This is a genomic window from Ferrimonas marina (assembly GCF_900129905.1).
In the GTDB taxonomy this organism is placed as follows: Bacteria; Pseudomonadota; Gammaproteobacteria; order Enterobacterales; family Shewanellaceae; genus Ferrimonas; species Ferrimonas marina.
On the sequence record NZ_FQXG01000006.1, the window covers coordinates 172730 to 197815 of the forward strand.

20 protein-coding genes and 2 tRNA genes are annotated in these 25086 nt (G+C 63.0%); 10 read left to right on the forward strand and 12 right to left on the reverse strand.

Annotated features, from left to right (window positions below):
• The first annotated feature begins 60 nt into the window (after positions 1-60).
• The gene (locus BUC04_RS15355; RefSeq protein ID WP_067659450.1) at positions 61-798 is read left to right on the forward strand and encodes a Crp/Fnr family transcriptional regulator; all 738 of its coding nucleotides are present in this window, start codon (positions 61-63) and stop codon (positions 796-798) included.
• A gap of 6 nt (positions 799-804) precedes the next feature.
• Here the strand turns inward: BUC04_RS15355 and BUC04_RS15360 are convergent, their stop codons facing one another.
• The 3 genes from BUC04_RS15360 to BUC04_RS15370 are packed head-to-tail and all read right to left on the reverse strand — an operon-like array spanning position 805 to position 4639.
• A complete protein-coding gene (locus tag BUC04_RS15360; protein ID WP_067659447.1) occupies positions 805-1413 on the reverse strand; it encodes a TorD/DmsD family molecular chaperone in 609 nt (202 codons plus the stop codon).
• Positions 1414-1456: 43 nt separating this feature from the next.
• A complete protein-coding gene (locus BUC04_RS15365; RefSeq protein ID WP_067659444.1) occupies positions 1457-2074 on the reverse strand; it encodes a DMSO/selenate family reductase complex B subunit in 618 nt (205 codons plus the stop codon).
• A 15-nt stretch (positions 2075-2089) separates the two neighbouring features.
• Complete coding sequence (locus BUC04_RS15370) at positions 2090-4639, reverse strand: DMSO/selenate family reductase complex A subunit (RefSeq protein ID WP_067659441.1); 2550 nt, start codon at positions 4637-4639, stop codon at positions 2090-2092.
• Between the two features lie 420 nt (positions 4640-5059).
• Here BUC04_RS15370 and BUC04_RS15375 point away from each other — a divergent pair, with 420 nt between their 5' ends.
• The 6 genes from BUC04_RS15375 to BUC04_RS15400 all read left to right on the forward strand — a co-directional run bounded on the left by BUC04_RS15375 (position 5060) and on the right by BUC04_RS15400 (position 10977).
• Entirely contained in the window at positions 5060-5806 is a 747-nt protein-coding gene (locus BUC04_RS15375) for a helix-turn-helix domain-containing protein (protein WP_067659439.1), read from the forward strand.
• Positions 5803-6534 (forward strand): molybdate ABC transporter substrate-binding protein, encoded by a 732-nt coding sequence (gene modA / locus BUC04_RS15380; RefSeq protein ID WP_067659436.1) that lies wholly within the window; start codon positions 5803-5805, stop codon positions 6532-6534. Before BUC04_RS15375 ends, modA (BUC04_RS15380) begins: the two co-directional genes overlap by 4 nt.
• Entirely contained in the window at positions 6524-7213 is a 690-nt protein-coding gene (gene modB, locus BUC04_RS15385) for a molybdate ABC transporter permease subunit (protein ID WP_143165747.1), read from the forward strand. Before modA (BUC04_RS15380) ends, modB begins: the two co-directional genes overlap by 11 nt.
• Positions 7210-8022 (forward strand): ATP-binding cassette domain-containing protein, encoded by an 813-nt coding sequence (locus BUC04_RS15390; RefSeq protein WP_067659433.1) that lies wholly within the window; start codon positions 7210-7212, stop codon positions 8020-8022. The genes modB and BUC04_RS15390 overlap by 4 nt, the downstream gene beginning before the upstream one ends.
• A gap of 66 nt (positions 8023-8088) precedes the next feature.
• Complete coding sequence (modA, locus tag BUC04_RS15395; protein ID WP_067659430.1) at positions 8089-8832, forward strand: molybdate ABC transporter substrate-binding protein; 744 nt, start codon at positions 8089-8091, stop codon at positions 8830-8832.
• A gap of 72 nt (positions 8833-8904) precedes the next feature.
• Positions 8905-10977 carry an alkyl/aryl-sulfatase gene (locus BUC04_RS15400; protein WP_200804693.1) on the forward strand — a complete coding sequence of 691 codons (2073 nt, stop codon included), beginning with the start codon at positions 8905-8907 and terminating at the stop codon, positions 10975-10977.
• Here the strand turns inward: BUC04_RS15400 and BUC04_RS15405 are convergent.
• Both BUC04_RS15405 and BUC04_RS15410 read right to left on the reverse strand, forming a co-directional pair.
• Positions 10971-11435: a hypothetical protein gene (locus tag BUC04_RS15405; RefSeq protein WP_067659426.1), complete on the reverse strand. Its 465-nt coding sequence runs from the start codon at positions 11433-11435 to the stop codon at positions 10971-10973. The genes BUC04_RS15400 and BUC04_RS15405 overlap by 7 nt on opposite strands.
• Positions 11436-11589: 154 nt before the next feature.
• On the reverse strand, positions 11590-11838 hold the full coding sequence (locus BUC04_RS15410) for an accessory factor UbiK family protein (RefSeq protein ID WP_067659423.1): 249 nt from the start codon (positions 11836-11838) through the stop codon (positions 11590-11592).
• Between the two features lie 124 nt (positions 11839-11962).
• On the opposite strand from BUC04_RS15410, the gene rep reads away from it, so the two are divergent.
• On the forward strand, positions 11963-13978 hold the full coding sequence (gene rep / locus BUC04_RS15415; RefSeq protein ID WP_067659420.1) for a DNA helicase Rep: 2016 nt from the start codon (positions 11963-11965) through the stop codon (positions 13976-13978).
• Positions 13979-13987: 9 nt separating this feature from the next.
• On the opposite strand, the gene BUC04_RS15420 is transcribed toward rep, so the two are convergent.
• A complete protein-coding gene (locus tag BUC04_RS15420) occupies positions 13988-16609 on the reverse strand; it encodes a bifunctional diguanylate cyclase/phosphodiesterase (protein ID WP_067659416.1) in 2622 nt (873 codons plus the stop codon).
• Between the two features lie 198 nt (positions 16610-16807).
• Here BUC04_RS15420 and BUC04_RS15425 point away from each other — a divergent pair.
• Together BUC04_RS15425 and BUC04_RS15430 are read left to right on the forward strand one after the other, a co-directional pair.
• Positions 16808-16884 (forward strand) — tRNA-Arg (locus BUC04_RS15425).
• 32 nt (positions 16885-16916) lie between these two features.
• Positions 16917-16992, forward strand: a tRNA-His gene (locus tag BUC04_RS15430).
• A 44-nt stretch (positions 16993-17036) separates the two neighbouring features.
• Here the strand turns inward: BUC04_RS15430 and BUC04_RS15435 are convergent.
• From BUC04_RS15435 to BUC04_RS15460, 6 genes are read right to left on the reverse strand one after another with little or no spacing between them, the layout of a single operon-like run.
• Positions 17037-18974, reverse strand: coding sequence for a bifunctional diguanylate cyclase/phosphodiesterase (locus tag BUC04_RS15435; protein ID WP_067659413.1), 1938 nt, complete (start codon positions 18972-18974; stop codon positions 17037-17039).
• Entirely contained in the window at positions 18971-19645 is a 675-nt protein-coding gene (locus BUC04_RS15440) for a transglutaminase-like cysteine peptidase (RefSeq protein ID WP_067659410.1), read from the reverse strand. The genes BUC04_RS15435 and BUC04_RS15440 overlap by 4 nt, the downstream gene beginning before the upstream one ends.
• A 6-nt stretch (positions 19646-19651) precedes the next feature.
• Positions 19652-20260 carry an OmpA family protein gene (locus BUC04_RS15445; RefSeq protein ID WP_067659407.1) on the reverse strand — a complete coding sequence of 203 codons (609 nt, stop codon included), beginning with the start codon at positions 20258-20260 and terminating at the stop codon, positions 19652-19654.
• Entirely contained in the window at positions 20253-21572 is a 1320-nt protein-coding gene (locus BUC04_RS15450; RefSeq protein ID WP_143165748.1) for a TolC family outer membrane protein, read from the reverse strand. The genes BUC04_RS15445 and BUC04_RS15450 overlap by 8 nt, the downstream gene beginning before the upstream one ends.
• 30 nt (positions 21573-21602) lie before the next feature.
• Positions 21603-22955 (reverse strand): HlyD family type I secretion periplasmic adaptor subunit, encoded by a 1353-nt coding sequence (locus BUC04_RS15455; protein ID WP_067659403.1) that lies wholly within the window; start codon positions 22953-22955, stop codon positions 21603-21605.
• Positions 22952-25084, reverse strand: a complete 2133-nt coding sequence (locus tag BUC04_RS15460; protein WP_067659400.1) for a type I secretion system permease/ATPase — start codon at positions 25082-25084, stop codon at positions 22952-22954. Before BUC04_RS15460 ends, BUC04_RS15455 begins: the two co-directional genes overlap by 4 nt.
• Positions 25085-25086 lie beyond the last annotated feature (2 nt).

Consider the following 25086-nt stretch of genomic DNA (forward strand, 5'->3'; position numbering starts at 1 on the left):
AGTCTGTTGGGGAAGGGCGTATACTTGCTGGCACTTTCATCCATTGGAGTGTGTTGTACCGTGCCGCGCCCTGTCGATCTCGATGCCCTGCAGATGGGCCAACAGCTGCGCCAGATGGGGATGGCCCCCTCGGTGGTATCCCGTTTGTGCCAACTGGTTCGACGGCAAAGCCTGGCGGCCGGGGACAGCTTCAGCATGAAGGAGGGCAAGCTGGGCCTGGCGCTGGTATGCCAGGGCACGCTGCTGCGCCAGGTGGCGTTCCACGACGGCAGTGAGATGGGCACCGCCCTGGCGTTTTCCGGTCAATGGCTGTTCTCCTCCTGCTCGCCCATTCAGCGCGACGACAACGTGCGCTACCGCTGCCTGGAGGCCACCGAGCTGGAGACCTTAAGCGGCGAGGCCGTGCTGCGCTTCTGCCACGAAGACAGCCGCTTTTTGCGCTTTTTTATGGAGCATCGCTACCTCTATGCGCGGATGACCGAGGATCACCTGCTGCTGCGCTCGCTGCTGAGCAAGCGCGACCATATCCTGCTGACCCTCACCATGATCTTCTCCTCGCAGCTGCGCCGCGGTGAGAACACCATCAAGCTGACCATTGAAGACCTGGCCTCCACCTCCGGCGCCACCCGGCAATACTACGGCAAGGTGATTACCGAGCTGTGCGAGGCCCAGATCCTGCGTAACCGCTATGGTTGCCTGGAACTGCTGGATTATGCCCGGCTCAAGCAGCAGCTGGGGGAGGAGGGCCTGAAACATTATCAACTGCTGCGGGCCAAGCCGGAGGCCGACGGACGTTAATCAGGGTTACCGATAGAGCGGCAGGCTCAGCGGCTGCAGTTGCCAATGTTGGCGCAGGTGGTTCAGCAGTTGCTGCAGCAGTTGGGCGAAGCCACGGAAGTAGCCGGTCGAGGCATGGGTCAACACCGCCTCGATCACCCGGTCTGCCCAGGGCAACAGGTGGTGACTGAGCAAGGTGGCGGCCGCCGGTTGGCGTTGCTGCTGCAACAGTTGGTTGAGCATGCCCAGGATCAGCCCTAGGTGATCGATGGGCTCGCGATGGGGCAGCTCGAGCAAAAGCCCCTGTTGGCGGCAGAACCGGCTCAGTGCGTGGGTGGTGTCGCCGCAGAGCAGGCTTTCCCGGTCGGTATAGACCGACCCCCAAGGATAGGCGTGCATACCGCCAGGACCGACGAACAGGGCATAGAAATCGCGCCTTAGGGTGTCGGGAGTGTCCTGCTGCAGACTCACAATCACCTGCTGCAGGGCTTCCGCCTGCTGCGGATCGATCTTGGGCCAGCTCTCCAGTAGCCCGGGGTGGGCCACCTCAGCCAGCTGCAGGGGGTCGGGCTTGCGGTAGAACACGTTGTGCAGGATCCCGCAAACCGCAGCGTACTCTTCGTTGCTGGGTGTCATAGAACCTCCAAAGGCGGGGCCGGCCTGGCCGGCCCCGTGGTCGTTATACCTCAAACCAGTTGAGGACCTCGCCGCCACGGTGGGCGTGCTGGCTGCGTTTTACCACCAGGTTAGGGGCGGTCTCGCCGGAGCTGGGCAGCGGTGTGATGTCGGCATTGCTGCCGTACTTACTGCGCAGCTCATCGATAGGAGCAAACTCCAGCGCCCGAGCGGTACAGGACTCGACGCAGACCGGCTGGCGACCCTCGGCCAGGCGCTGATAGCAACCGTCGCACTTGGTCATCACGCCGCGGCTGCGGTCCAGCTGCGGTGCATCGTAGGGACAGGCATTGGCACACATGCCGCAGCCGATGCAGACCCCACTGTCGATCACCACCAGGCCATCCTCACGACGCTTGTAGCAGGCACCGGTGGGACATCGGTCGATGCAGGCGGCGTTGTCGCAGTGGTTGCAGCTGACCGAGACGTAGTAACTGAAGACGGAGTTCTCCAGTCCGCCATCGGCCTGCTCGGCGAACTGGCCGCCACCTACCTCGTAGACCCGGCGCCAGGTGACACCCACCGGCAGATCGCTGCGATCCTTGCAGGAGACATGGCATGCCTTGCAGCCGGAGCATTTGCTGGTGTCGATGAAAAAGCCGTATTGCTTGGGTTCATTCATGATCTGTTCCTATCCTCACGCTCTGATCTTGACCCGGATGGTGTGCTGGGGGTTGCCCTTGGCCACGGGAGTGGGGTGGTAGCGGGTCAGAGTATTGATGCAGCCGCCTTTATCCACGGCACCGGCCTGGTTGCCCTGGTACCAGGCACCCTGAGCCAGGCCTACCACGCCGGGCATCACTCGCGGGGTGATCTTGGCGCGCAGCTCAATCGCCCCGTCGGGGCTTTCCAGCACGATGGTGCTGCCGTTGCTGACGCCCTGAGCCGCGGCATCCTGCGGATTGATCCAGGCTGCGTCTTCCACCGCTTCACGCAGCCAGTCGACGTTGTGGTAGCTGGAGTGGGTTCGACCCTTGGTGTGGTACGCCACGATGTGGAAGGGGTACTCCTCCTTGTCCTGCTCTGCCCAGGTCTCGGTGTACTGGGGCAGTGGGGTGATCTGGTCGTAGGGTTGATCGGACAGCGGGTCGTGACGGGTGGCCTTGTCGGCCCAATCCAGTGAGAAGATCTCGATCTTCTTCGACGGGGTGCGCATGTTGGATTGCGCCCACTCCCCCTGCGGTCCTTGGGAGCGGAACTCTTCCAGGGCGACAAAGCCGCTGGCGTAGTGGCGCTTGAAGCCCAGCTTTTGTGCCTCGGCATAGCTTTCAGGCAGGTCCCAGTCGCTGTTACGCTCGCGGGTGGCCTGGTAGGCCTCCTCCAGCAGCTGCTGCTCGGTCTTGCCCTCGGTGAAGGCCGCCTCGACGCCCCAGGCCTTGGCCAGGCCGTGGCCCATCTCCCACATATTGCGGCAGTTGTACATCGGCGGGATCCCCTTCATGAAGGTGACGTAGCCGGTTTGGCCCGAGGCATAGCTGTCGCCGGCCAGGTCGTCGGTTTCCAACCAGGTGGTGTCCGGCAGCAGGATGTCGGCGAACTTGGCGGAGGCGGTCATCCAGCAATCGACCACCACGATTAGCTCACACTTGGACTCATCCTCCAGGATGGCGCGGGTCTTGTTGATGTCGGAGTGCTGGTTGATCAGGGCGTTGCCATTGGCAGAGAACACCGCCTTGATGTTGGTGCCGAACTTGAGGTGACCGTTCTCGTCCCGCTCGTGAGCGTCGTCACTGAGGCCGTTGACGCCATGACGCTCGTTGGTCATGTTCTCGCCGTTTTCGATCGCCTCGGCCCAGGTGAAGAAGCAGATGGTCTCTTTAACGTTGTTGTCGCCCTGGCTGATGGAGCCACTGGTGCCGCGGCCGTAGTTGCGTGGCAGCGGGCCAGAGTTCACCCCGGCTTGACCGATCTTGCCGGTCAGGATCGGCAGCATGTAGAGGGAACGAACGGTTTGCTCGCCACAGGCATGACGGTTACAGCCCGCGCCGACGCTGATGTAGGGCGCCTCGGCGTCCATGATCATCTTGGCCAGCTTGCGGATCTGCGCCGCACTGAGGCCGGTGATCTCAGCCGCCCACTCCGGGGTCCGTACCAGCTGGTACTGGCCTTCGCCCAGGATGTAGTCCTGGTAGTTCTCTGCCGGGTCGATGAGGTCGCGGTACTTGGCCAGCGGGTGCTCATCGCTACTATCGATCTCGGTTATCAGTCGCTCCAATGAGGCCCGGTCGTAGCCTAAACAGTGGCTGTCGAGGAATGCCTTGGAGTTTGCCTCAACCCAGCCGCTGTGGATCATTTCGTAGGCGATCGCCTCCGCCAGGGCGGCATCGGTGCCCGGACGCACCGGCATCCACTGGGTCTCTTTGCCGGTGACGGTGTTGACGGCGGTATCGGTGTAGCGCGGGTCCACCATCACGATATCGATGTTCTTGCGGTTGCGCTCCAGCGCCTTGAGAAAATCGTACTGCTCGCCGGAGCCGGACATCCGGATCTCCATCGGATTGAAGCCGAAGCCCAGGAATAGATCCGAGTGCTCCACCTCAGACAGGTAGGTGCCGGACTGGGTGCTTTGGCCCAGGGTGGCGGGGGTGGCGGCGTTGATCTGGGCCCAGGAGTAGTTGGAGTAGCAGCGCAGGTGGCCACCGATCCCCAGGTTGATCGCCCGCTTGATGGCGTTGTTGCTGTGGAAGCCGTAGTAGGAGCCGGTGCCGTAGTGGAAGTAGATCGACTGGTTGCCGTAGTCGTTGGCCAATTGGCTGACCTTTCCGGTGATATGAGCAAACGCCTCGTCCCAGCTGATCTCCTCAAACTTGCCCTCGCCCCGCTTACCAACCCGCTTCATCGGTGCCTTGAGGCGATCCGGTGCGTAGGTACGTTGTTTCAGAGCGCGGCCACGGACGCAGGCCTTAACCTGGTGGCTGCCGTATTGATCCTCCCCTTGGTGATCGGTCTCGATCTGGGTGACGTGGCCGTCCTCGTTGGTGTGAACCTTGATAGGGCAGTTGGAGCCGCAGTTCACCAGGCAGGCACTGTAGTGGGTTCCGGCCAGATCCGGGTTGTCCGGTACATCCGGTACGTCCGGCACATCGGGCAGATCCGGCGTGTTGGGATCTGAGTCTGAGCTGCAGGCGGTCACCATGGTGACGGCGCTGGCGGTGGCACTGAGTTTCAGAAAGTCGCGTCTTTGCATTGTGAGTTTCCTCAATGGGTGAGCCTTTAAGAAGCGCCGCCGACGGTGCCGACATGGGAGTGAGAGTGGTCCCCCTGTCCGGTTGAAAAGCCCTCGGAGTGGGGGGCTTAGCCACCGAAGATTGACGGCACCGTCAACCTTGCTCCTCACCTGCCCGTGGTCATAACCGGTTCGATGCGGCCTGGCCGGGCAGGTGAATGCGGAGGATTATCGGCGAGCGAAGATTGGGAGGAATGTCGCCCCAGTTGCATTTGCTGGTGGCGGTTTTTTACTTTGTGATCGATGCAGCGAAGTGGTGAATCCGGGTGTCGTTTTCGTTACCGGCAGGTGTTTGAACTGGGTCCTTGGTCACATTCTGTTCGAATTGCGCTCGCTACCCTGAACCGCTACTGAACGAGCGGGCGAGATAAGGGAACCGAGATGGCAGCAGTAAGCCAGAGCAAAGCGCAGATTGAATTACGTAACTCGCTGATGCGTCACGGACTGCATCAACAAGCTGCGCTAGCCTTGAGTGAGTTGTCCCACACCGACAGCATGGCAGCGGGTGAAACAGCGCAATTGGATACCGACCAACTGGGACTGGCGTTGATCCACCAGGGCACCTTGATGCGCCAGGTGATGTTCCATGATGGCAGCATCGGCTCCACCGAGCTGCGTTACTCAGGTCAGTTGGTGTTCTCACCGGCGAGGGCGGCGTCCTGCGATAACAATGTGCGTTATCGCTGCCTGGAGCCTGCCTACTATTCGGTGGTCTCAACCCAGGCGCTTAACGAGCAGTGCCGTGCCGATGCCCGCTTGCTGGAGTTCGTATTCGAGCGCCAGCATGTATACCAACGGATGGTGGAAGATCGCATGCTGCTGCGCTCCGTGCTGAGTAAGCGGGAACACATCATCATGGTGTTGGTGATGGTGTTCTCCTCAAAGCTGAAGCGAGGCGAGCAGCTGATCCGGGTGACCCTGGAGGATCTGTGCACCGTCAGTGGCGCAACCCGTCAATACTACAGTCGGGTGATCTCCGCGTTGTGTCGTCAGGGGATCCTGGTAAACCACTACGGTGCGCTGGAGTTGCTGGACTACAACCGCCTCAAGGCGGAGCTGGGCGAGACTGCCCGTAAACATTACGAGCTGGTACGAAACCGGCCTGAACATTGGACCGAGATGGCATGATCCGCGTTTTGTTTTTCTTGGCGATGCTGTGTACTGGCAGCGCCGTGGCCGCGCCGCTGCAGGTGGCGGTGGCCTCCAACTTCAAGACCACCCTGGAGCTGCTGTTGCCCCAGTTTGAGGCCGAGACCGGGGTGCAGGTGCGGATCTCCTCCGGCGCCACTGGCGCGCTCTATACCCAGATCATCCACGGTGCCCCCTACGACCTGTTCCTCGCCGCCGACGATGAGCGTCCTGGCATGCTGGTCGAGCAGGGCATGGGTCAGGCGGACAGCCTGCAGAGCTACGCCGTCGGGGTGCTGGCGTTCTGGGATCCCAAGGGGGAGCCGGGCGAGCAGCAGCTGCGTCAGTGGGATCAGCGATTGGCAGTGGCCAATCCCCGCACCGCGCCCTTTGGTGCCGCCGCGGAGCAGGTGCTGGAGCGACTGGAGCTGACTCGCCCCTTGCGCGGCAAGGTGGTGCGCGGCAGCAACATCCTCCATACCTTCCAGTACGTACAAAGCGGCAATGTGCCGGCGGGGCTGGTGTCGCTGGCCCAGCTCAAGCAGGCTGACATTCCCGCTGACCAGTATTGGCCGGTGCCGGCCGACTGGCACGGCAGCCTGGTGCAGCAGGGGGTGGTGTTAAGCCAGTCGAAGATGCCTGAACAGGCCCAGGCCCTTTTGCAATACATTGCCAAGCAGCATACCGTGTTAGCCAAGGCAGGTTACCTCGTACCCCATGACCATTAATCCTTCGGATCTGGAAGCGCTCTGGATCACCCTGAAACTGGCGGCGATCAGTACCGCCCTGCTGTTGCTGGTCACCCCGCCGCTGGCCTGGTGGCTGGCCCACAGCCGTGCACGTTACCGCCCGCTGGTGGAGGCATTGGTGGCCCTGCCGCTGATCCTGCCGCCCACGGTGCTGGGCTTCTACCTGCTGCTGGCCTTCTCCCCACAGCATCTGCCGGGGCAGTTCTTCCAATCCCTGACCGGCACCACCCTGGCGTTCTCCTTCACCGGCCTGGTGATCGGCTCGATGATCTACTCCCTGCCTTTCGTGGTTCAGCCGCTGCAATCCAGCTTCGCCACCCTGGGCCGCAATGAGCTGGAGGCCGCCGCCACGCTGGGGATGAATCGCTGGAAACGGTTCCACTACGTGGTGTTTCCCATGACCCGCCACAGCTTTGTACTGGCGGGGATGCTGGGCTTTGCCCATACCCTGGGGGAGTTCGGTGTGGTGCTGATGATCGGCGGTAATATCCCAGGCGAAACCCAGGTGATCGCCATCGCCCTGTTTGAGCATGTGGAGGCGCTGGACTACGCCAGTGCCCACCTGCTGGCGGGCGGTATGTTGACCCTCTCCATGGTACTGCTGCTGATCATCTACGTCGGCATGGACCGTCGTAAGCGCAACTGGGGGTACTGGTGAGACTGGATCTGCAACTGGCGGGCAAGCTCGGCGAGTTTGCCTTCGATCTGCAATGGCAACCGGAGCTGACCGGGATCACCGGGGTGTTTGGTCCTTCCGGGGTGGGCAAGACCAGCCTGTTCCGGGCTCTGTGTGGGCTTGAACGCTCGCTGCAGGGCCGTATCGAGCTGGCCGACCAGCTGCTGCAAGACAGCGCCAGTGGTCATTTCGTGGTACCGGAGAAGCGTCGCATCGGCGTGGTGTTCCAGGACAGCCGGCTGTTTCCGCACCTGACGGTGCGGCAGAATCTGCAGCTGGCGGCCCGACAGGCCAAGCGGGCCCGCTGGGATCTGGACCAACTGGCCCAGGCCTGTAACTTTGCCGAATTGATGGAGCAGCCGGCGCCGTCGTTGTCTGCCGGTCAGCGTCAGCGGGTGGCCATCGCCCGGGCCATTGCCGCGGATCCCCAGCTGTTGCTGCTGGATGAGCCGCTGGCGGCACTGGATCTGCACAGCCGGCAGATGCTGTTGGAGTTTTTGCAGCGCACTGCGGAGGCGATTCCCATGGTGTTCATCAGCCACTCGGTGTCGGAAACCCTGCAGCTGTGCGACCGGGTCGCGCTGATGGAGGGCGGCCGGATCGTCGAATATGGGCCAACAGAACGGCTGGCGGCGCAGCTGCCCCGTCGTCGTGGCCACGGCCGGGTGGTGCAGTACGACAAGGACCGGGGCCAGGTCACCCTGCAGCTGGATGAGTTCGCCCCTGACTTCGAACCAGACCAGGTGGTCGGCCTGGTGGGCGATCCCAGCTGGCTGAAGGAGCGCAGCTGAGCGTCACGCTAGGTTGTGCTGTGGCTCTATGCCATAGTAAATGCTTGGCAATGAGGGGAGACAGGGATGCGGTGGCTGCTGGGTGGGATACTCTGGTGTGCGGCAGCGACGTGCTGGGCCGAGGTGGAGCTGCGGGTTGCGGTGGCCGCCAATTTTGCCCCAACCTTACAATCTCTTGTCCCTGCCTTTGAGCAGCAATCCGGGGTCCGGGTGCGGATCTCCACCGGGTCTACCGGCGGGCTGTTCACCCAGATTGTTCATGGGGCCCCCTACGACCTCTTCCTGGCGGCGGACGCTCGCCGACCGACCCTGCTGGAGCAGCGTGAGCTTATCGTCGCCGACTCCCGGGTGACCTACGCCATCGGCGTGCTGGCGTTCTGGACCCCGGGGAGCACGGCCAGCGAGGCCAGGCTGAGGCAATGGGACGAGCGCCTGGCGGTGGCCAATCCCAGGACCGCCCCCTATGGTCAGGCAGCACAGAGCGTGTTGGCGCGGCTGCAGCAACTCAAGCCGCTGCACGGCAAGCTGGTGCGCGGCAGCAATATCCTGCAAACCTTCCAGTTCGTGCAAAGTGGCAACGTCAATGGCGGCCTGGTGGCCTGGGCGCAGCTACAACGGATCAAGATGGACCCGGCCGAATACTGGCTGATCCCCAGCCACTGGTACCCGGCGCTGGAGCAGCAGGCGGTGGTGCTTAAGCGCAGCGAGCATCCGAAGCAGGCCCAGGCACTGCTGGCCTTCTTGCTGGCTCAGCAGGAGCAGCTGAGCCGCTCCGGTTACCGTCAGCCCGACCCCCTGCCCGCCGGCTAATCCCGCCTGAACTCAGCCCGTTGTACTACACTCGCTGCAAGCGAAATGGGATGCGCGGCGCAGGATGGGCGGATGAAACTGGGATGGGCCATGGTCGGCTGGCTGTTGGGAATGGGGGCAACCGCCCTGGCCAGTGAGGCACCCGCTGTGGGCCAGCCCAACGCGGAATCGCAGCATTTCGACAGCAAAGGCAAGCTGCCCTCCGAGCATACCCGTACCCTGTTGCAGCAACAGATAGCAGAACTGCCGTTCGACGATGAGCTGGATTTTTCCGAGTCTCAGCGAGGCTTTATCGCCGCCCCACCCTTTCAGCAGATCATCGCCGAGGCGGGCCACGTGGCCTGGGACATGGGCCAGTACCAGTGGCTGCTCTCCGCCCCCAACTTCGACAGCATCCACCCCTCACTGCGCCGTCAGGCGGTGCTGAACCTGGCCTATGGCCTCTATGAGGTGGTGCCTGATCGCATCTACCAGGTGCGAGGCTTCGATCTGGCCAACATCACCTTCGTCCGCGGCGACACCGGCTGGATAATCTTTGACCCCTTGACCTGTCGTGAGACCGCCTCCGCCGCCCTGGCCTTCGTCAATCAGCAGCTGGGCGCACGCCCGGTGGTGGCGGTGATCTACTCCCACTCCCATGCCGATCACTTTGGTGGCGTGCGGGGGGTGGTGGAGGAGGCCAAGGTCAGCGCGGGCGAAGTGCCTATCCTGGCGCCTCAAGGCTTTATGGCCCACGCCGTGGCGGAAAACATCTACGCTGGCAACGCTATGAATCGACGGCTGGTTTATCAGTACGGCTTGAACCTGCCCCGCAGTCCCTATGGTCAGGTGGACCAAGGCATCGGCAAGACGGTGGCGCAGGGCCAGATCGGCCTGCTGGCGCCGACCCGGGAGATCCGCGATGAGATGGAGACCCTGACCCTGGATGGGGTGGAGATGGTGTTTCACAACACCCCGGGCACCGAGGCGCCGGCGGAGATGAACACCTACTTCCCGCAGTGGAAGGCATTGTGGGCGGCGGAGAACATCAGTGCCACGGTGCACAACATCTACACCCTGCGGGGGGCCCTGGTGCGGGATGCGCTGGAGTGGTCAAAGCAGATCAACCAGGCGCTGTACCACTTTGGTCAGGAGGCGGAGGTGATGTTCTCTGCCCACAATTGGCCACGCTGGGGCAACGCCCGGATCCAGTCGGTGATGCGGGCCCAGCGCGACAGCTACGCCAACCTGCATAACGGGGTGTTGCACCTGGCCAACCAGGGGGTCACGGTCAACGAGATCCACAACCTGTACCGACCCCCCTTGAACCTGCGCCAGCAGTGGGCGGCCCACAGCTACCATGGCTCTGAGGCGATCAATGCCCGGGCGGTGATCAACCGCTACCTGGGGTTCTGGGATGGCAACCCCTCGACCCTGATGCCGCCGCTGCCGCGGGAGTCCGCCACCCTTCTGGTGGAGATGATGGGCGGGGCGGACCGGATCATTCCCCGGGCACAGCAGTTGGTGGAGCAGGGTCAGTACCGGCTGGCGATCACCCTGCTGAATGAGCTGGTGTACGCCGAGTCCGGCAACCAGGTGGCCAAGGATCTGCTGGCGGACGCGTTTGAGCAGTTCGGATACCAGCAGGAGAGCACCGGGGTGCGCAACAGCTTCCTGGCTGCGGCGCGGGAGCTGCGTTATGGCATCCAGGCGATGCCCAGCGTCAGCAGCCTGGGGCCGGATATGGTGGGGGCGATCAGCACCAGCCGCTGGCTGGATTACCTGGCGATACGGCTGGACAGCAGCAAGGTGGAGGGGGTGGAGTTCACCATTAATCTGGTGACCCCGGACAACGGCGAGCGTTTTGTGCTGGAGCTGAGCAACGATACCCTCAGCCACATCGCCGGCTTCCAGGCCGAGCGAGCGGATCTGACCCTGACCCTGACCCGCCAGGCGCTAGAGCAGGTGATGACCGGCCAGTCCAGTCTCGATGCGCTGATCTCCGCCGGCGAGGCCAAGCTGGAGGGCGCGGTAGAGCCGCTGTCCCGCCTGATGACCCTGATGGTCAGCTTTACCCCGGACTTTGAGATGATGCCCGGCACCAGTCCGGGCCCCACCGGCGAGGCGGTCAGCCAGCCATTGCAGCCGCTGGCGCCGGATTACTGATCCGCCTTCATCGCCTCACGCAGCTTGTCTACCTTGAAGCGGATCTGCTCGGCCATCTTGGGTTGGGCCGCCTGCTGGCCCATCAGCACCGCGCAGTGCAGTGCGGTGTGGTAGCGGCGCCAGCGCAGATCTGGTGCCCCCTGGGCTTCCGCCTCCAGAAACTCTCCCAATAGCGCCTTCAGTGCCTTGTTGTCGGCATTTTGCTGGCTGCCCACCAGCTCGGCGCCAAATTCGTAGGCCTCTGCCAATCCCGCCTTGAGTGCCTGACGCATCGGCAGGTCTGCCTCTTTACCGGCACCCCAGTCGGCCAGCTCCTGTTGCAGTCGCTGTTCGATACCGTCCAGTCGGGCCTTGGCGTCGGCGTTGGCGCTGGCATGCTCCTTCTGATAGCGCTTGGCTTTGAACACAAAATACAGGGCCACCAGGGCCACGATGAGCAGCAGGATGTCGAAGTTCAAGGAAGGCTCTCCTCAATCGAATAGGGATGGTTTAAGCCTAAGCTGAGCCCGCTCCGGGGGCCAGTGGCATTGAAAAACGGGCCGAAGCCCGTTGAGGTGGTTGCACCTAACTTCCCCGTTACGGCGGGGAGTTGGTTGGGCCCGGACACGGGTATCAGTCCTGTTTATCGGACTCCAGCGCATCCAGGCGCTCTTCCAGCTGCTCCACCATCTGGCGGGTCTTGGCCAGCACGGCGCTCTGGCGATCGAACTCTTCCCGCGATACGAAGTCCAGCTTGGACAGCTGGCTTTGCAGGATGGTCTTGGCCTTCTGCTCGAAGTCATCGGCGGCGGCCTTCAGCCCCGGCGGCAGGTTGCCTGCCAGTTGCTGAGCCAGCTCTTCCAGTTTTTGAGGGGTCAACATCAGTCCATCTCCCGTTGGATTTTTCCGTATAGTACCAGATCCCGGCAGGGATCTTTGGGACCCTGGACATATGGGGTACACTGCGCCCCCAATTTTGACCGGCACAACCCACAGAGAGGCGGCGATGAAACTGAACCCAGCGCAACAACAGGCGGTGACCTATGTCTCCGGCCCATGCCTGGTGCTGGCAGGGGCAGGCTCGGGCAAGACCCGGGTAATCATCAACAAGATCGCTTATCTGATCCAGCAGTGCGACTACAAGGCGCGCCACATCGCCGCGGTGACCTTTACCAACAAGGCCGCGCGGGAGATGCGCGAGCGGGTGGCCAGCTCGCTGGGCAAAGCCGAGGCCCGGGGCCTGCGGATCTCCACCTTCCACACCCTGGGGCTGGATATGATCCGGGCCGAGCACAAGGTGCTGGGGCTCAAGCCCGGCTTCTCGCTGTTTGATGACCAGGATAGCCTGGCCCTGCTTAAGGAGCTGACCGAGCAGGAGCTGATGGAGGATAAGGACCAGCTGCAGCAGCTGATCACCCGGATCTCCGACTGGAAGAACGACCTGATGCAGCCGGAGCAGGCGATCGCCACCGCTCGGGACGGCAAGGAGGCGCTGCAGGCCCAGCTGTACCAGCGCTACCGCGATCATATGACCGCCTACAACGCGCTGGACTTCGATGACCTGATCCTGTTGCCGACCCTGATGCTGGCCTCCAACGAGGAGGTGCGTCTGCGCTGGCAGAACAAGATCCGCTACCTGCTGGTGGACGAATACCAGGACACCAACACCAGCCAGTACCAGCTGGTGAAGCTGCTGGTGGGGGAGCGGGCCCGCTTCACCGTGGTGGGGGACGACGACCAGTCGATCTACTCCTGGCGTGGCGCCAAGCCGCAAAACCTGGTGCTGCTGGGTAAGGACTTCCCCAAGCTGGAGCTGGTCAAGCTGGAGGAGAACTACCGCTCCTCCGGTCGTATCCTTAAGGCCGCCAACATCCTGATCGCCAACAACCCCCACGTCTACGACAAGACCCTGCGCTCCAACCTGAGCTACGGTGAGCCGATCCGGGTGGTCAGTGCCAAGAACGAGGACCACGAAGCGGAGCGGGTGGTGGCCAACCTGGTGCGGCACAAGTTTATGAACCACGCCAAGTTCAAGGATTACGCCATCCTCTACCGTGGTAACCACCAGGCGCGGCTGTTTGAGAAGGCGCTGATGGCCAACCGCATCCCTTACAAGATCTCCGGCGGCACCAGCTTCTTCAGCCGGGCGGAGATCAAGGACATCATGGCCTACCTGCGGGTGCTGGTGAATCCGGACGACGACAACGCCTTCCTGCGGATCTGCAACGTGCCCAAGCGGGGCATGGGCCCGGCGACGCTGGAGAAGATCGGTAGGCTGGCCAACAGCAAGCAGATCAGCCTGTTCGCCGCCAGCTTTGAGCCGGAGATCGAGCAGGTGCTACCACCCCAGGCGGCGGAGACGGTGATGGTGTTCACCCGCTGGCTGGTGAAGCTGGGGGATCGGGCCGTGCGCGGCGATACCCTGGATGCACTGAAGGATATGATCCGTGGCATCAACTACGAGGATCACCTGTACGACAGCTCCCCCAGCCCCAAGGCGGCGGAGATGCGGATGAAGAACGTCTCCGAGCTGTACCGCTGGATCACCGACATGATCGAGGGGGATGACCTGGATGAGCCGATGACCCTGGAGCAGGTGGTGACCCGCCTGACCCTGCGGGACATGATGGAGCGCAACAACGAGGACGAGGAGCTCGACCAGGTGCAGATGATGACCCTGCATGCCTCCAAGGGCCTGGAGTTCCCCTACGTGTTCCTGGTGGGTGCGGAGGAAGGCCTGTTGCCGCACCAGAGCAGTCTGGACGAGGGCAACGTAGAGGAGGAGCGCCGCCTGGCCTACGTGGGGATCACCCGGGCCCAAAAGGAGCTGATCTTTACCCTGTGCAAGGAGCGTCGCCAGTTCGGTGAGCAGATCCGCTGTGAGCCCAGTCGCTTCCTGTTGGAGCTGCCCCAGGATGATCTGATCTGGGAGGCGCGCCAGGCCAAGCCCAGCGCCGAGCAGCGTCAGCAGACCGCCCGCTCCCACATCGCCATGCTGCGGGAGAAGCTCAAGCAGAACTGAGGCCGGGCCTCAGAGGTTGGTACAGGCGGGCAGCGGCTCGATCTGGCCCAGCTCACTGGGGCGGTTGAAGTAGTAGCCCTGACCCCAGCGGCAGCCCAGCTCACGCATCTGGTCGCGCTGGGATTCCGACTCGATCCCCTCGGCGGCGATGGTGAAGCCCAGGTGGCCGGACAGGTCGATCAGCGATTGGATGATCGCCTTGTGGCGGTCGCAGCGGGTGGATTGCTGGCAGTACTGCTTGTCGATCTTGATGAAGTCCAGTGGCAGGTTGGGCAGCATGGTCAGTGCCGAGTAACCGGTACCGAAGTCGTCCAGCCCTAACTTAACCCCCAGCTGACGCAGCCGCTCCAGGCCATTGCGCAGGGTTTGCTGATCCACCAGCAGGTCCCGCTCGGAGAACTCCAATGCCAGCTGGCGGGTGGGGATAGGCAGATCGGCAATCGCCTCCTCCAGCTCCAACAGGCGGGTTTCTGAGCGCAGATGCGCCAGGTCCAGGTTGATGTGCACCCAGCCCTGCTCGCCCACCATCGCCTGGATCTGGGCGAAGTCACGGGCTACCTGGCTGAGCACGTAGCGATCCAGCTCGGTGACGGCACCGCATTTGTTGGCCCAGGGCAGGAACTGCTGGGGGTGGATCATCCCCAGCTTGGGGTGGTTCCAGCGGGCCAGCGCTTCGACGCCCACCAGGCGATTACGCTCCAGGTCGAACATCGGCTGGTAGTAGAGCTGGATCTCGCCTTGAGCCAGGGCATTGCGGAACTGGGACTCGCGGCTGAGATCGTTGAGCATCTGCAGCTTGAGATCCGAGGTGAAGAAGGCAAAGCAGCCCCGGCCGGCGGATTTGGCCTGGTACAGGGCAGCATCAGCGTTGCGCAGCAGCGCCTCCGGCTCCAGCTCACCGTGGGGATCCGCCAGGGCGATGCCGATGCTGGCACCGGGGAAGAACTCCCGACCCTCCAGGATGATCGGCTGTCGCACCCGCTCCAGGATCCGCTCACATACCTCCTGCACCCCCTGCTTGTCCTGGATCCGATCCAGCAGGATGACGAACTCGTCGCCACCGAGCCGGGCCAGGGTGTCGTTGTCGCGGATGCAGATCTGCAGACGCTGGGCAATCTCCTTGAGGAAGCGGTCACCGGCCAGGTGGCCCAGGGTGTCATTGACCATCTTGAAGCGATCGAGGTCGATGAACAGCAGGGCGAAGCGCTCCTGGGCATGGCGGCGGATCCGCTTCAGCGCCAGATCCAGGCGGTTGAGCAGCAGTGCCCGGTTGGGCAGGTTGGTCAGGGCATCGTGGAAGGCATCGTGGCGTAGCTGGTGCTCCGCCTTGCGGCGCTGGATGATCTGGCGCTGCAAGTCGACGTTAAGCGCCTGCATCTCCCGGGTACGCTCCTCCACCTGGCGCTCCAACTCTTCGTTGTAGCGCGCCTGCTGCTCCTCGTGGGCGCGGCGCTCGATGGCGGTGCTGATGTGCTGGGAAACGAAGCTAAGCAGCTCCAGGTCTTTCTGATCGTAGCCGTAGCCCTCCTGCTGGCTGAATACCGCCAACACGCCACGGGTCTGGCCATTGATGGTCAGGGGGACGCCGAGCCAATCGCGCAGCTGGATCAGGCAGCGATCGATCTTCTGCCCCAGCTGGCCATTACGGTAGGCACGCTGGATATCACTGCCGGTCAGCTGCACCGCCTGCTGCTGCTTGAGCACCTGCTCCACCAAGCCATCCGCCGGCGTGCGGGCGCTGGGGGCGGGCAGGGTGTCACCGGCCTCGTAGTAGGGGAACTCGATCTGGGTCCCGGCCTCATTGAGCAGGGCCACCATGCAGTTGTCCGCGTGCAGCAGATGGCGCAGGGCACGGTGAATGGAGAGGTAGAAGGAGTCGATGTGGCTGCGCCTTGCGGTCAGCTCGGTGATCTCCAGCAGTGCATTTTGCAGCTGCTCGGCCCGGCGGCGCTGGCGGATCTCCTCGTGCAGGGCCTGGTTGGCCAGGCGCAGCTCACGGGTGCGGCGCTCGATGGTGATCTCGGTGTGCTCCGCCTGCTGCAGTCGATTGAGGGTGGCCACCAGGTGCTGGCCGACAAAGTTGAGGATCTCCTGATCCTGGACGCTGAACTGGCTGCCCCGGCGGTAGCTTTGTACCGCCAGTAAGCCCATCACCTCCTGCTGATGGCGCAACGGGGTGCCCATCCAGGCCTCACAACGGCTGCCCAGTTGCTGCACCTCACCGGCCTCGATCAGGGCATCTATCTGCTCGGCATCGAGCCGCAAAGGCAGGTTTTGACGGACCAGGTAGTGACTGATCCCTTGACGGAACTGGCGCTGATCGCAGGACTGGAAGGGGTTGTCGCCATCCTGCTGGTCAAGAAAGAAGGGGCAGTGGTATTCGTCCTGCAGGCGGTCATAGAGGATGACATAGCAGTTTTCCACCGCGGGAACCCGTTTCACCAGTGGCACCAGGGATTGGTAGAACTGCTCCATGGAACGACAACTGCCCGCCAACTCCGAGATCTGGAGTAGCAGGTGTTGCAGGTGTTCCCCCTGGCGGTAACGCTTGGCCAGCCGCATCAGGCGCTGGGCATGGCGTTGCCATCGGGTGGGCGGCGTTCCGGCCACGGTTGGGCTTTTCGGGCTCATTGGGATCCATCCCTTTGATTCGTTTGGCTATCTTACCGTAATTTCTGGGTAATAAAAATCCAGCGGAGGGGCCAGATAGCGTGCACTTGGGTTGGACAGGCTCAAACCTCTAGTTAAAAATTCAGCAGTCAGCGGATTTTTGCCATTTTTCCGTAGACGCATGGGGGGCGCTTCAGTACTATATGCGCCGTCAAGGATGCGCCCATAGCTCAGCTGGATAGAGCGCTGCCCTCCGGAGGCAGAGGTCAGAGGTTCGAATCCTCTTGGGCGCGCCATCCTCCGATGGCTCGACATCTTAATTTCGATGGTGGCTATAGCTCAGTTGGTAGAGTCCCGGATTGTGATTCCGGTTGTCGCGGGTTCAAGTCCCGTTAGCCACCCCATCTTCAAGTGAAAAGCGCAGGCCTCGGCCTGCGCTTTTTGCGTTTTAGCCCTGGGTATCCTCCTGCAGGGTACCCTCCGGCAGCAGCGACCAGGGCTGGGGCGGGGCGATGAAGCCCTGGTAGCCCGCCAGCGGACTGTCCTGCCAGGCCACCAACGCATCGGTCTGCTCAACCCCACAGAGGTAGGTGTCGATCTGCAGACCCTGGGCGGTCAGGCTGAGCGCCTGGGCCAGCTCCTGCTGCCCCTGGGTGTCACCGAAGCTGTGATCCAGCCGCACGTAATCCGGCAGCAATACCCGCAGGTAATCCACTGACCCCAGATCGCGACCGAAATGGTCGATGCCAAAGGGGTAGCCCAACTTTTTCAGCATCTGGCGCAGAGCCAGCAGGTTACTGCCACCGCGCAGGGCTTGCTGCTCACTGATCTCGAACTGCAGCGGACTGGGGTGGGCCTCCAGCAGGCTGGCCAGCCAGTGGCGGAAGGGCGGATGATTGATGCTCTCGCTGGTCAGGTTGATCGACAAGGGGTGGGCGCTGTCGCGACAGCGGGGATCCGCCACCACCTGCTGCAGCAGGCAGCGATCGAAGGTGGAGCCCAGCCCCAGCAGATTCAGGTAGGGCAGGAATTGGTTGGCGTGCACCGCCTCCCCCTGGTTGCAGAGTCGGCCAAACAGCTCATAGTGCTTGACCCCATGGCTCTGCCAATCCTGAACCGGCTGCAGGTAGATCGCCATCGGCTGCTCCAGTGCTTCAATAAGCCAAGAACGCCACTGCTGTTGACTGACCGGTTGCTGCTGGGGCTTGAACCAGTGCAGCGGCTCACCCAGTTGTTGGGCCTGGCGCATCGCGCCGTCGGCCTCGGCCAGCAGTTGTGCCTGATCATGCTGAGGCAGGCGCACCACCACACCGATGGTTACCTTATCCGGGTGACTCAGGGCGCTGTTCTGCTCCAGTCGAGCGGCCCACTGCTGCAGCTGCTCCGCCAGCTGGTGCTGGGCCACCAGGTCCAGGTCCATTGCCAGCACGGCAAACTCGTTGGCGCTGATACGGAAGGCGGCACTGCCCGGCAGCGGGTCACACAGCTTGGTTAACTGCTGGGCCAGCTGCTGGATGGTCTCATCCCGTAACTGGTAGCCAAACTGGCCGCGGATCTGTTCCAGCAGCGGTACGCTGATCATCGCCAACATCCCCTCGCCCGGCTCCGACAACCAGGAGCTCAGGCGCTGGTTGAGATGCTGACGGTTGGCCAGGCCAGAGACCGCATCGGCCAGCAGCGAGCTTTGCAGCCGGCTGACCTGGTCGGCATGGGCCTGGAACTGCTGCTGTAGCTGCTGCTCCATGCTGTTGATGCTGCGTACCAGGGCCGCCAATTCGCGTGTGGCGGGCTCGGCGATAGGCTGATCAAAGTGGTGCTGGGCCACCGCTTCGGCATGAGACTGGATGGCGTGCAGCGGCTTGAGCAGGCGGTGCAGGCCCCACCTGGCGATCCCCAGGGTCAACAGCAACAATCCACCACTGAGCAGCAGCAGGTTAACCAGGCTGTTCCACAGCTGGCGGTAGGCGTAGCCAGGGTGGGTGGTCATGGTCAGCTCGCCCAGCTGCAGCCAGCCGCTGGTGATCACCAGGTTGCGCTGTTGGGGCTGGAACCAGCCCAGCTGGCTAAACCATCGGGGCACCTCGCTGTGGGCCTCGGAGCTGTGCCAACGCTTGACGCTGCCGTCCGCCAGCCAGGTCAGGTCGATGCTCTGGTACAGGCCGCCATCGAAGGTGGCGGATACCAACGCCTCGGCGGATACCTTGTCAGCCTGTTCCATGTGGGGCTTAAGCATCATCGACAATGCCTGGCTGCTGTTGTCCAGCTCCACCCCCATTTGGCGGTACAAAAAGCCACGCATCTCGACCAGTTGTCCCCAGCTGAGCGTCAACACCAGGGCGACGAACAGGCCGAGCACGAGCAGGGAAAGCTGTTTGTAGAGGGTCATGGGTCCATCCTTGCTGTCAGAGGGCGTTGCATCACGCCCTGTTGTCGACGCTGATTAAAGCGGTTCCAGCGGTCCAGGGCTGGCTGATTGGTGAGCTCCCGGCCGCCACCCGGTCCGTCCAGCCACAGGCGCTCGCCATTGAAGCTGTATACCGGGAGCAGGTCGCGGCGGGCGCTGGCGGGCAGGATCTCGCCCTTGAGGTTATCCAAAATCAGCGGCTCACTGGCTGGGGTGGGGTAGTAGGCCACCACCATGTGAAACTGGTTGAGACTGGTGGCTTTGACGTACACCAGCCGCAGCTGGGAGGTGGGGATCCCCAGGGCGCGCAGCGATAGGAACTTGGCCAGGGCAAAGTCCTCGCAGTCGCCCATGGCGGCGCCGATGAACTCCATCGGGGTAGCCCAGTAGTTATCCTCACCCCAAACCACCCGATCATCGAGGAAACGGAACTGGTTAAAGAACCGGTTAATCTCGGCCAACTGTTGGCGCTGGTCCTGGCCATTGAGCTCACTCATCAGGGTGCGCCAGGCCTGGTAGCGCAGACCCGCGGACTCGCCGTAGATCTGCACCAGCTTGCGTTGCTGCTGCGGTAGCCACTCCGGTGGTGCCGCCAGACACAGCATGGCGACACCCAACAAGGCCGCCACCAGCGACCTGACTGCGTTGCGCATCGGCTGTTAGCGCCCCACGGTCCAGACCGTCCATTTCATCGCGACCTTTTCGTCTTCACTGCTGATCTCTGCCACCACCCTGCGGTTGCGGCTATGGGCCAGCGGATCATTGCCCGGATCCTCCGGCCGGTCGAAGCTGTAGCCGACGGTATCGATACGCTGGGCCTGCAGGCCAAAGTGCTCCATCAGAGCGGTCTTTACTGATTCTGCCCGACGCTCGGACAGCCACTGGTTGTAGCTATGGCTGCCCACCTCGCTGCAATGGCCCTCGATAATGACCTTGGTTTCCGGGTACTGGGCCATAAAGTCCGCCAGCGCATGGAGAGAATCCATCACCTCAGTGTCCAGTCGGGAGGAGTTGTTTTCAAACAGTACCTTGAGCTCACGACGCGCGGTGTAAGCCAGGCGCTCATCACAGCCGTCATTGCTGACCTCGGCACCGCCGAGGCTTTCAGGGCAGGCCTCACGGGCCAGGATTACCCCATCGCCATCGGCGTCACTGAGGTCATATTGCTGCTCGGTGCTTTGCCACTGCACCAGGGGTTGGTTGGCGCAACCGGACAGGATCAGGCCGGCACACAGAAAGGCAAGGGGGGTGGCAGTGGGCTTATTCATAGTCACGCTCCGCATTCCATTGGCTGGGACGGGTGATGCGCAGGGAGTCGAGCAGCTGACCGCTGGCGTTGAGTACCCGGTACTTGGCCATCAGCTCGTCCATCTCCGCATCGATGTAGTCCTGGCGCGCCAGGAAGAGTTCGTTTTCGGTATCGAGCAGGTCCAGCAGGGTCCGTTGACCCAGGCGGAACTGCTCGCTGTACGCCAGCTGGGCCTCTTTCGCGGCTTCCACATGCTGGCGGATAAACTCCCGCTGCAGCGCCAGCTGTTCGTAGGCGTTCCAGGCCAGTCGCATCCCTTCGAATACGCTGCGCTGAGCCTGCTCCCGTACCGATTTGGCGGAGCCCAGCTTGTAGGCAGCCTCGCGGGAGCGGGCCTTGGTGCTGCCACCGGCAAACAGGTTGTATTTGAACTCCAGCATGGCGCTGAGGTCGTTGTTGTGGCCTTCGTAGTTGTCCAGATCCTGGCCCCAGCTGCCCTCCAGCTTGAGGTTCAGTTCCGGGTAGTAATTGGCTCGGGCCACGGTACGCTCTGCCTGGGCGGCGGCGATGTCCAGCTGGGCCGAGCGCAGCACCGGGTGGTTGTCGGTGGCCAGCAGCGCCGCGGCCAGATCACTGGGTAGGCGGTCGTGGTCCGGCATCGGTGAGACCAGATCCACCGGCTCATCATTGGTGACCTGGCGGAACTGGGCCTCGGCATCCAGCAGGTTGTTGACCGCGGCGACCCGGTTGGCGTGGGCGCGAGCCAGGCGGCCGGTGCTCTGGGCCAGATCGGCGCTGTCGCCCAGGCCGGACTGGCTGCGCTCGACAATCTTGTCGTGGATGGTGCGGTGGTTGTCCAGGTTGTGCTCTGCCAGTTCCAGCTGGTGACGGGCCTTGAGCACCCCGGTATAGACCTGAGCCACGTCCAGCGCGGTGTCCTCCGCCTGAGCAAACAGGGCCCATTGATCAGCGGCGGCCTCTTTGCCCAGCCGCTCTACCTCACCGGGGGTACGGAAGCCGTCAAACAGCAGCTGGCTGAGGCTGACCCCGGCCTGCTGCGGTGTGGTTTCCAGATCGTGGTCGCCACTGCGGGTGCGCCCTACCGGGGTATCACTTTGCTGGTAGCCATAGCGGCCAAACAGGTCGACCTGGGGGAAGTAGCCGCCGCGCACCTGGTTGACCTGCTCCTCGGTGGCCTTAAAGCGGTTAAACTGCTGGCGTACCTGGGGGTGGGTATCCAGGGTGTAAGCAACCGTCTGCTCCAGGCTCTTGGCATAGAGTGGAGCGCAGAGGCTGGCGGCCAATAACGCCGCCGAGATCTGGGTTTTCATCATTGTCCGTCCTTTGATTTTGATGTGTTCTCAGCGCTCTCGCAGCGCATTTTCTTTGGCCCTTAACAAGGGGGTAAGCAGGTAAGCGAGGATGCTTTTTTGTCCCGTCAGTACGTCCACCGAGGTGATCATGCCGGGGATGATGGGCAGGGGTTCCTCCGCCTTACCTAAGCGGTTGCTGTCGGTGCGGATCCGCACCAGGTAAAAACTGTTGCCCTCGTCGTCTGTGATGGTGTCGGCACTGATGTGCTCCACCGTGCCGGACAGGCCGCCGTAGCGGGTGAAGTCGTAGGCGGTCACCTTGACCGTGGCCGGCAGGCCCGGACGCAGGAAGGCGATGTCCTTGGGGGCGATGTGCGCCTCCACCAGCAGCTGGTCCTCGGAGGGAACGATCTCGATCAGTGCTTCCCCCGGCTGCACTACGCCACCGAGGGTGTTGATCTTGAGGGATTTCACCGTGCCATTGACCGGCGAGACGATCAGGGTGCGATCCACCTTGTCCTGGGCGCCGATATTGGCCTGGCTCAGCCGTGCCAACTGGGCACTGATCTCGTTCAGCTCACTTTGGCTTTCGCTGATGAAGTTGAGGGCGATCTCACTGCGTTTGAGTACCGCCTCATCCCGTTCCAGCAGCAGCGAGGGGCGCAACTGACGCAGCGAGGCCAGTTCGCCCTCGGCGTCGTTGGCCTGGCGTTGCAGCTTGATCAGCTCCACCTCGGAGACGATACCGCGCTCAGCCAGGGGCTTGGTGATCTCCAGCTCGCGCATGATCAATTGGTAGCTGGCACTGAGGGTCTGGATCCGGGTGGCCAGCTCCTTGAGCTCGTTCTCTTTTTTATGGATCGCCTGGGCCTCGATATGGATCCGGTTTTCCAGTTGGCTCAGGGTGTGGCGATATTCCGCCTTTTGCTGTTCGACCAGCTCGGGTGCCTGTTCCGCCTGGGCAAACTGCAGTTGCTGGGGCTGGATCTGGACCTGGCGCTGCCACACCTGGGGGCCACTGCCATTGGCCACGCTGACGCTGGCCAGCTGGGCCTTGAGTCGCTCCCGGGTCAGGCTCAGGTTGAGGCTCTCCTGCTCCCGTTGGGCCAGATCGGAGCGGAAGCGAGTATCGTCAATCCGCAGCAGCGGATCGCCGGCCTGTACCACCATCCCTTCGCTGATCAGGATCGCCTCGATCACCCCACCGTCCAGGCTCTGGATCACCTGTACCTGAGAGGAGGGGATCACCTTGCCCAGGCCGCGGGTAACCTCATCAAGCTGGCTCAAGCCGGCCCACAGCAGCAGGCTGGCGATCAGCGCCGCCAGCAGCCAGACCAGTTTGCGCTGGTAGCTGGGGGGGTGAAACAGCAGCGGGTCTTGCCAGTCGTACTTGGCCATCATTCAGCCCCTCCCTGTTTGAGCTTGGCCATCACCTGCTCGGTGGGGCCGTTGGCCACCAGCCGGCCGCGCTCCAGCACCAGCAGCCGTTGACTCAGGGCCAGCAGCGGCTGCTTATGGGTGATCAACACCAGAGTCTTGTCCTTGGGCAACTGCTGCAGGGTGCGGACCAGTTGCAGCTCAGCCCGGGCATCCAGGCTGGCGCTGGGCTCATCCAGTACCAGGATGGAGGGATCGTTGAGCAGGGCGCGGGCCAGGGCGACCGCTTGGCGCTGGCCCGCCGACAGGGCCATGCCGGACTCGCCCACCTGGCGGTTCAACCCCTGGGGATCCAGATCGGTGAACAGGCTGACCCCGGACAGGGTGACGGCCCGATTTAACTGGGCGTCGCTGACCTGGCGCGCCCCCAGCAGGATGTTGTCGCGGATGGTGCCGTAGAACAGCCGTACATCCTGGGGCACATAGCCCACCTGGTGACGCAAGAAGGCGGTGTGGAGCTGGCCGATATCGCGGCCATCAAAGCGCAGATGGCCCTGGCTGGGCTGGAGGAAACCCAGCAATAGCTTGGCCAGGGTGGATTTGCCCGAGCCGTTGCGGCCAATCAGCGCCACCCGCTCACCGGGCTGGATGCGGAAGTCGATCCCCTTGAGGATGGGATCGCCCTGGGGGTCAAAGCGAAAGTGCAGGTCGTCCACCTGGATCTTGCCATGCAGGCGGCCCAGGTCCGGGTAGTAGCCGTCGGCCTCACTGTCCTGGGGCAGGGCCATCAACTGGTCAAGGCTGTGCAGGGTGCCTTTGACGTGGTGGGCCCGACTCATCAGGCCGATCAGTTGGGCCATGGGGCTGATGGCCCGACCGGTGAGGATCACCGCGGCGATGATCCCCCCCATGGAGATCAGCCCCTCTTCCAGCTTGTAGACCCCTAGCACTACCACGGCCAGGGTGGCGATCTGTACGGTGAAGCTGGCGCTGTGGCTGGCCAGGTTGGTCAGCTGGCGGCTCTTGGTATGCCAGTCGGCGCTGTGGGCTTGCATCTTCTCCCAGCTGTGCTGGATCGGGCCTTCGGCGCCGGCGCTCTTGATGGTCTCCAGCCCGGTGATGGACTCGTACAGGTGGGCATGGCGCAGATCGGCGTAGCGCTGTGCCTCCCGACTGGCGTGGGCCAGCTTGGGCTGCAGCGCCAGGGTAACCGCCAGCATCACCCCGATGGCGATGATCGGCGGCCACACCAGTGGGCCGGCGACCCAGGCAATGATCGCCAGGAACAGCAGGGAAAAGGGTAGGTCGACCAGGGTGGTGAGGGTGGAGGAGGCGATGAACTCACGGACCGAGTCAAACTCGCCAAACTGGCGGGCCAGGGCGCCGGTGGAGGCGGGCCTATGCTGCAGCCGCATCCCCAGGATGCGGCCAAACAGGCTGCGGGAAACCTCCAGATCGGTGCGCTTGCCGGCGTAGTCGATCAGTACTGCCCGGATCTGTTTGAGCATCAGATCGAAGGCGAAGGCGATGCCGGCCCCGACGGCCAGTACCCAGAGTGATTCGTAGGCCAGGTTGGGGACCACCCGGTCGTACACGTTCATGATGAACAGCGGCGAGACCAGGGCAAACAGGTTGATCAGTACCGATGCCAGCAGGATATCCCGGTACAGGGTGCGCGCCTTGCGCAGCGGCCCCCAGAACCAGTGTCCCTGGCTCTCCTCGGCTTGCTCCGGGGTAAAGCGAGGGTCCTCCGCCAGCTGAGGGCTGAGCAGTACCACCTGTCCGAGGAAGCCCCGCTCCAGCTCGCGGCGACTGCGGCGGATAGGGGTTTGGGTGATGGGCTCCAGTAGCTCGGCCTCCTCCTCGTCCAGACCCAGCAGTAGGGTTGGGGGCTCATCCGCCAGGGCGATCAAGCAGGGGAAGGCCTGCTCTGGCAGTTGGCTCAGTTCCATCACCAGGCGTCGACAGGTCAGGCCGCAGCGAGCAGCCGCCTGCTCCAGGTGAGACAGGGGGAGATCGCCGTCGACCCAGGGCAATGCTGCCTGGACCGAATGCCGGTTCACCGCCAGCTCATAATGACCGGCCAACCACATCAGGTTGTCCAGTAGCGGGCTGGGCGGGGTGGCGTCGACAGCACGAGAGATCTCCGACATAC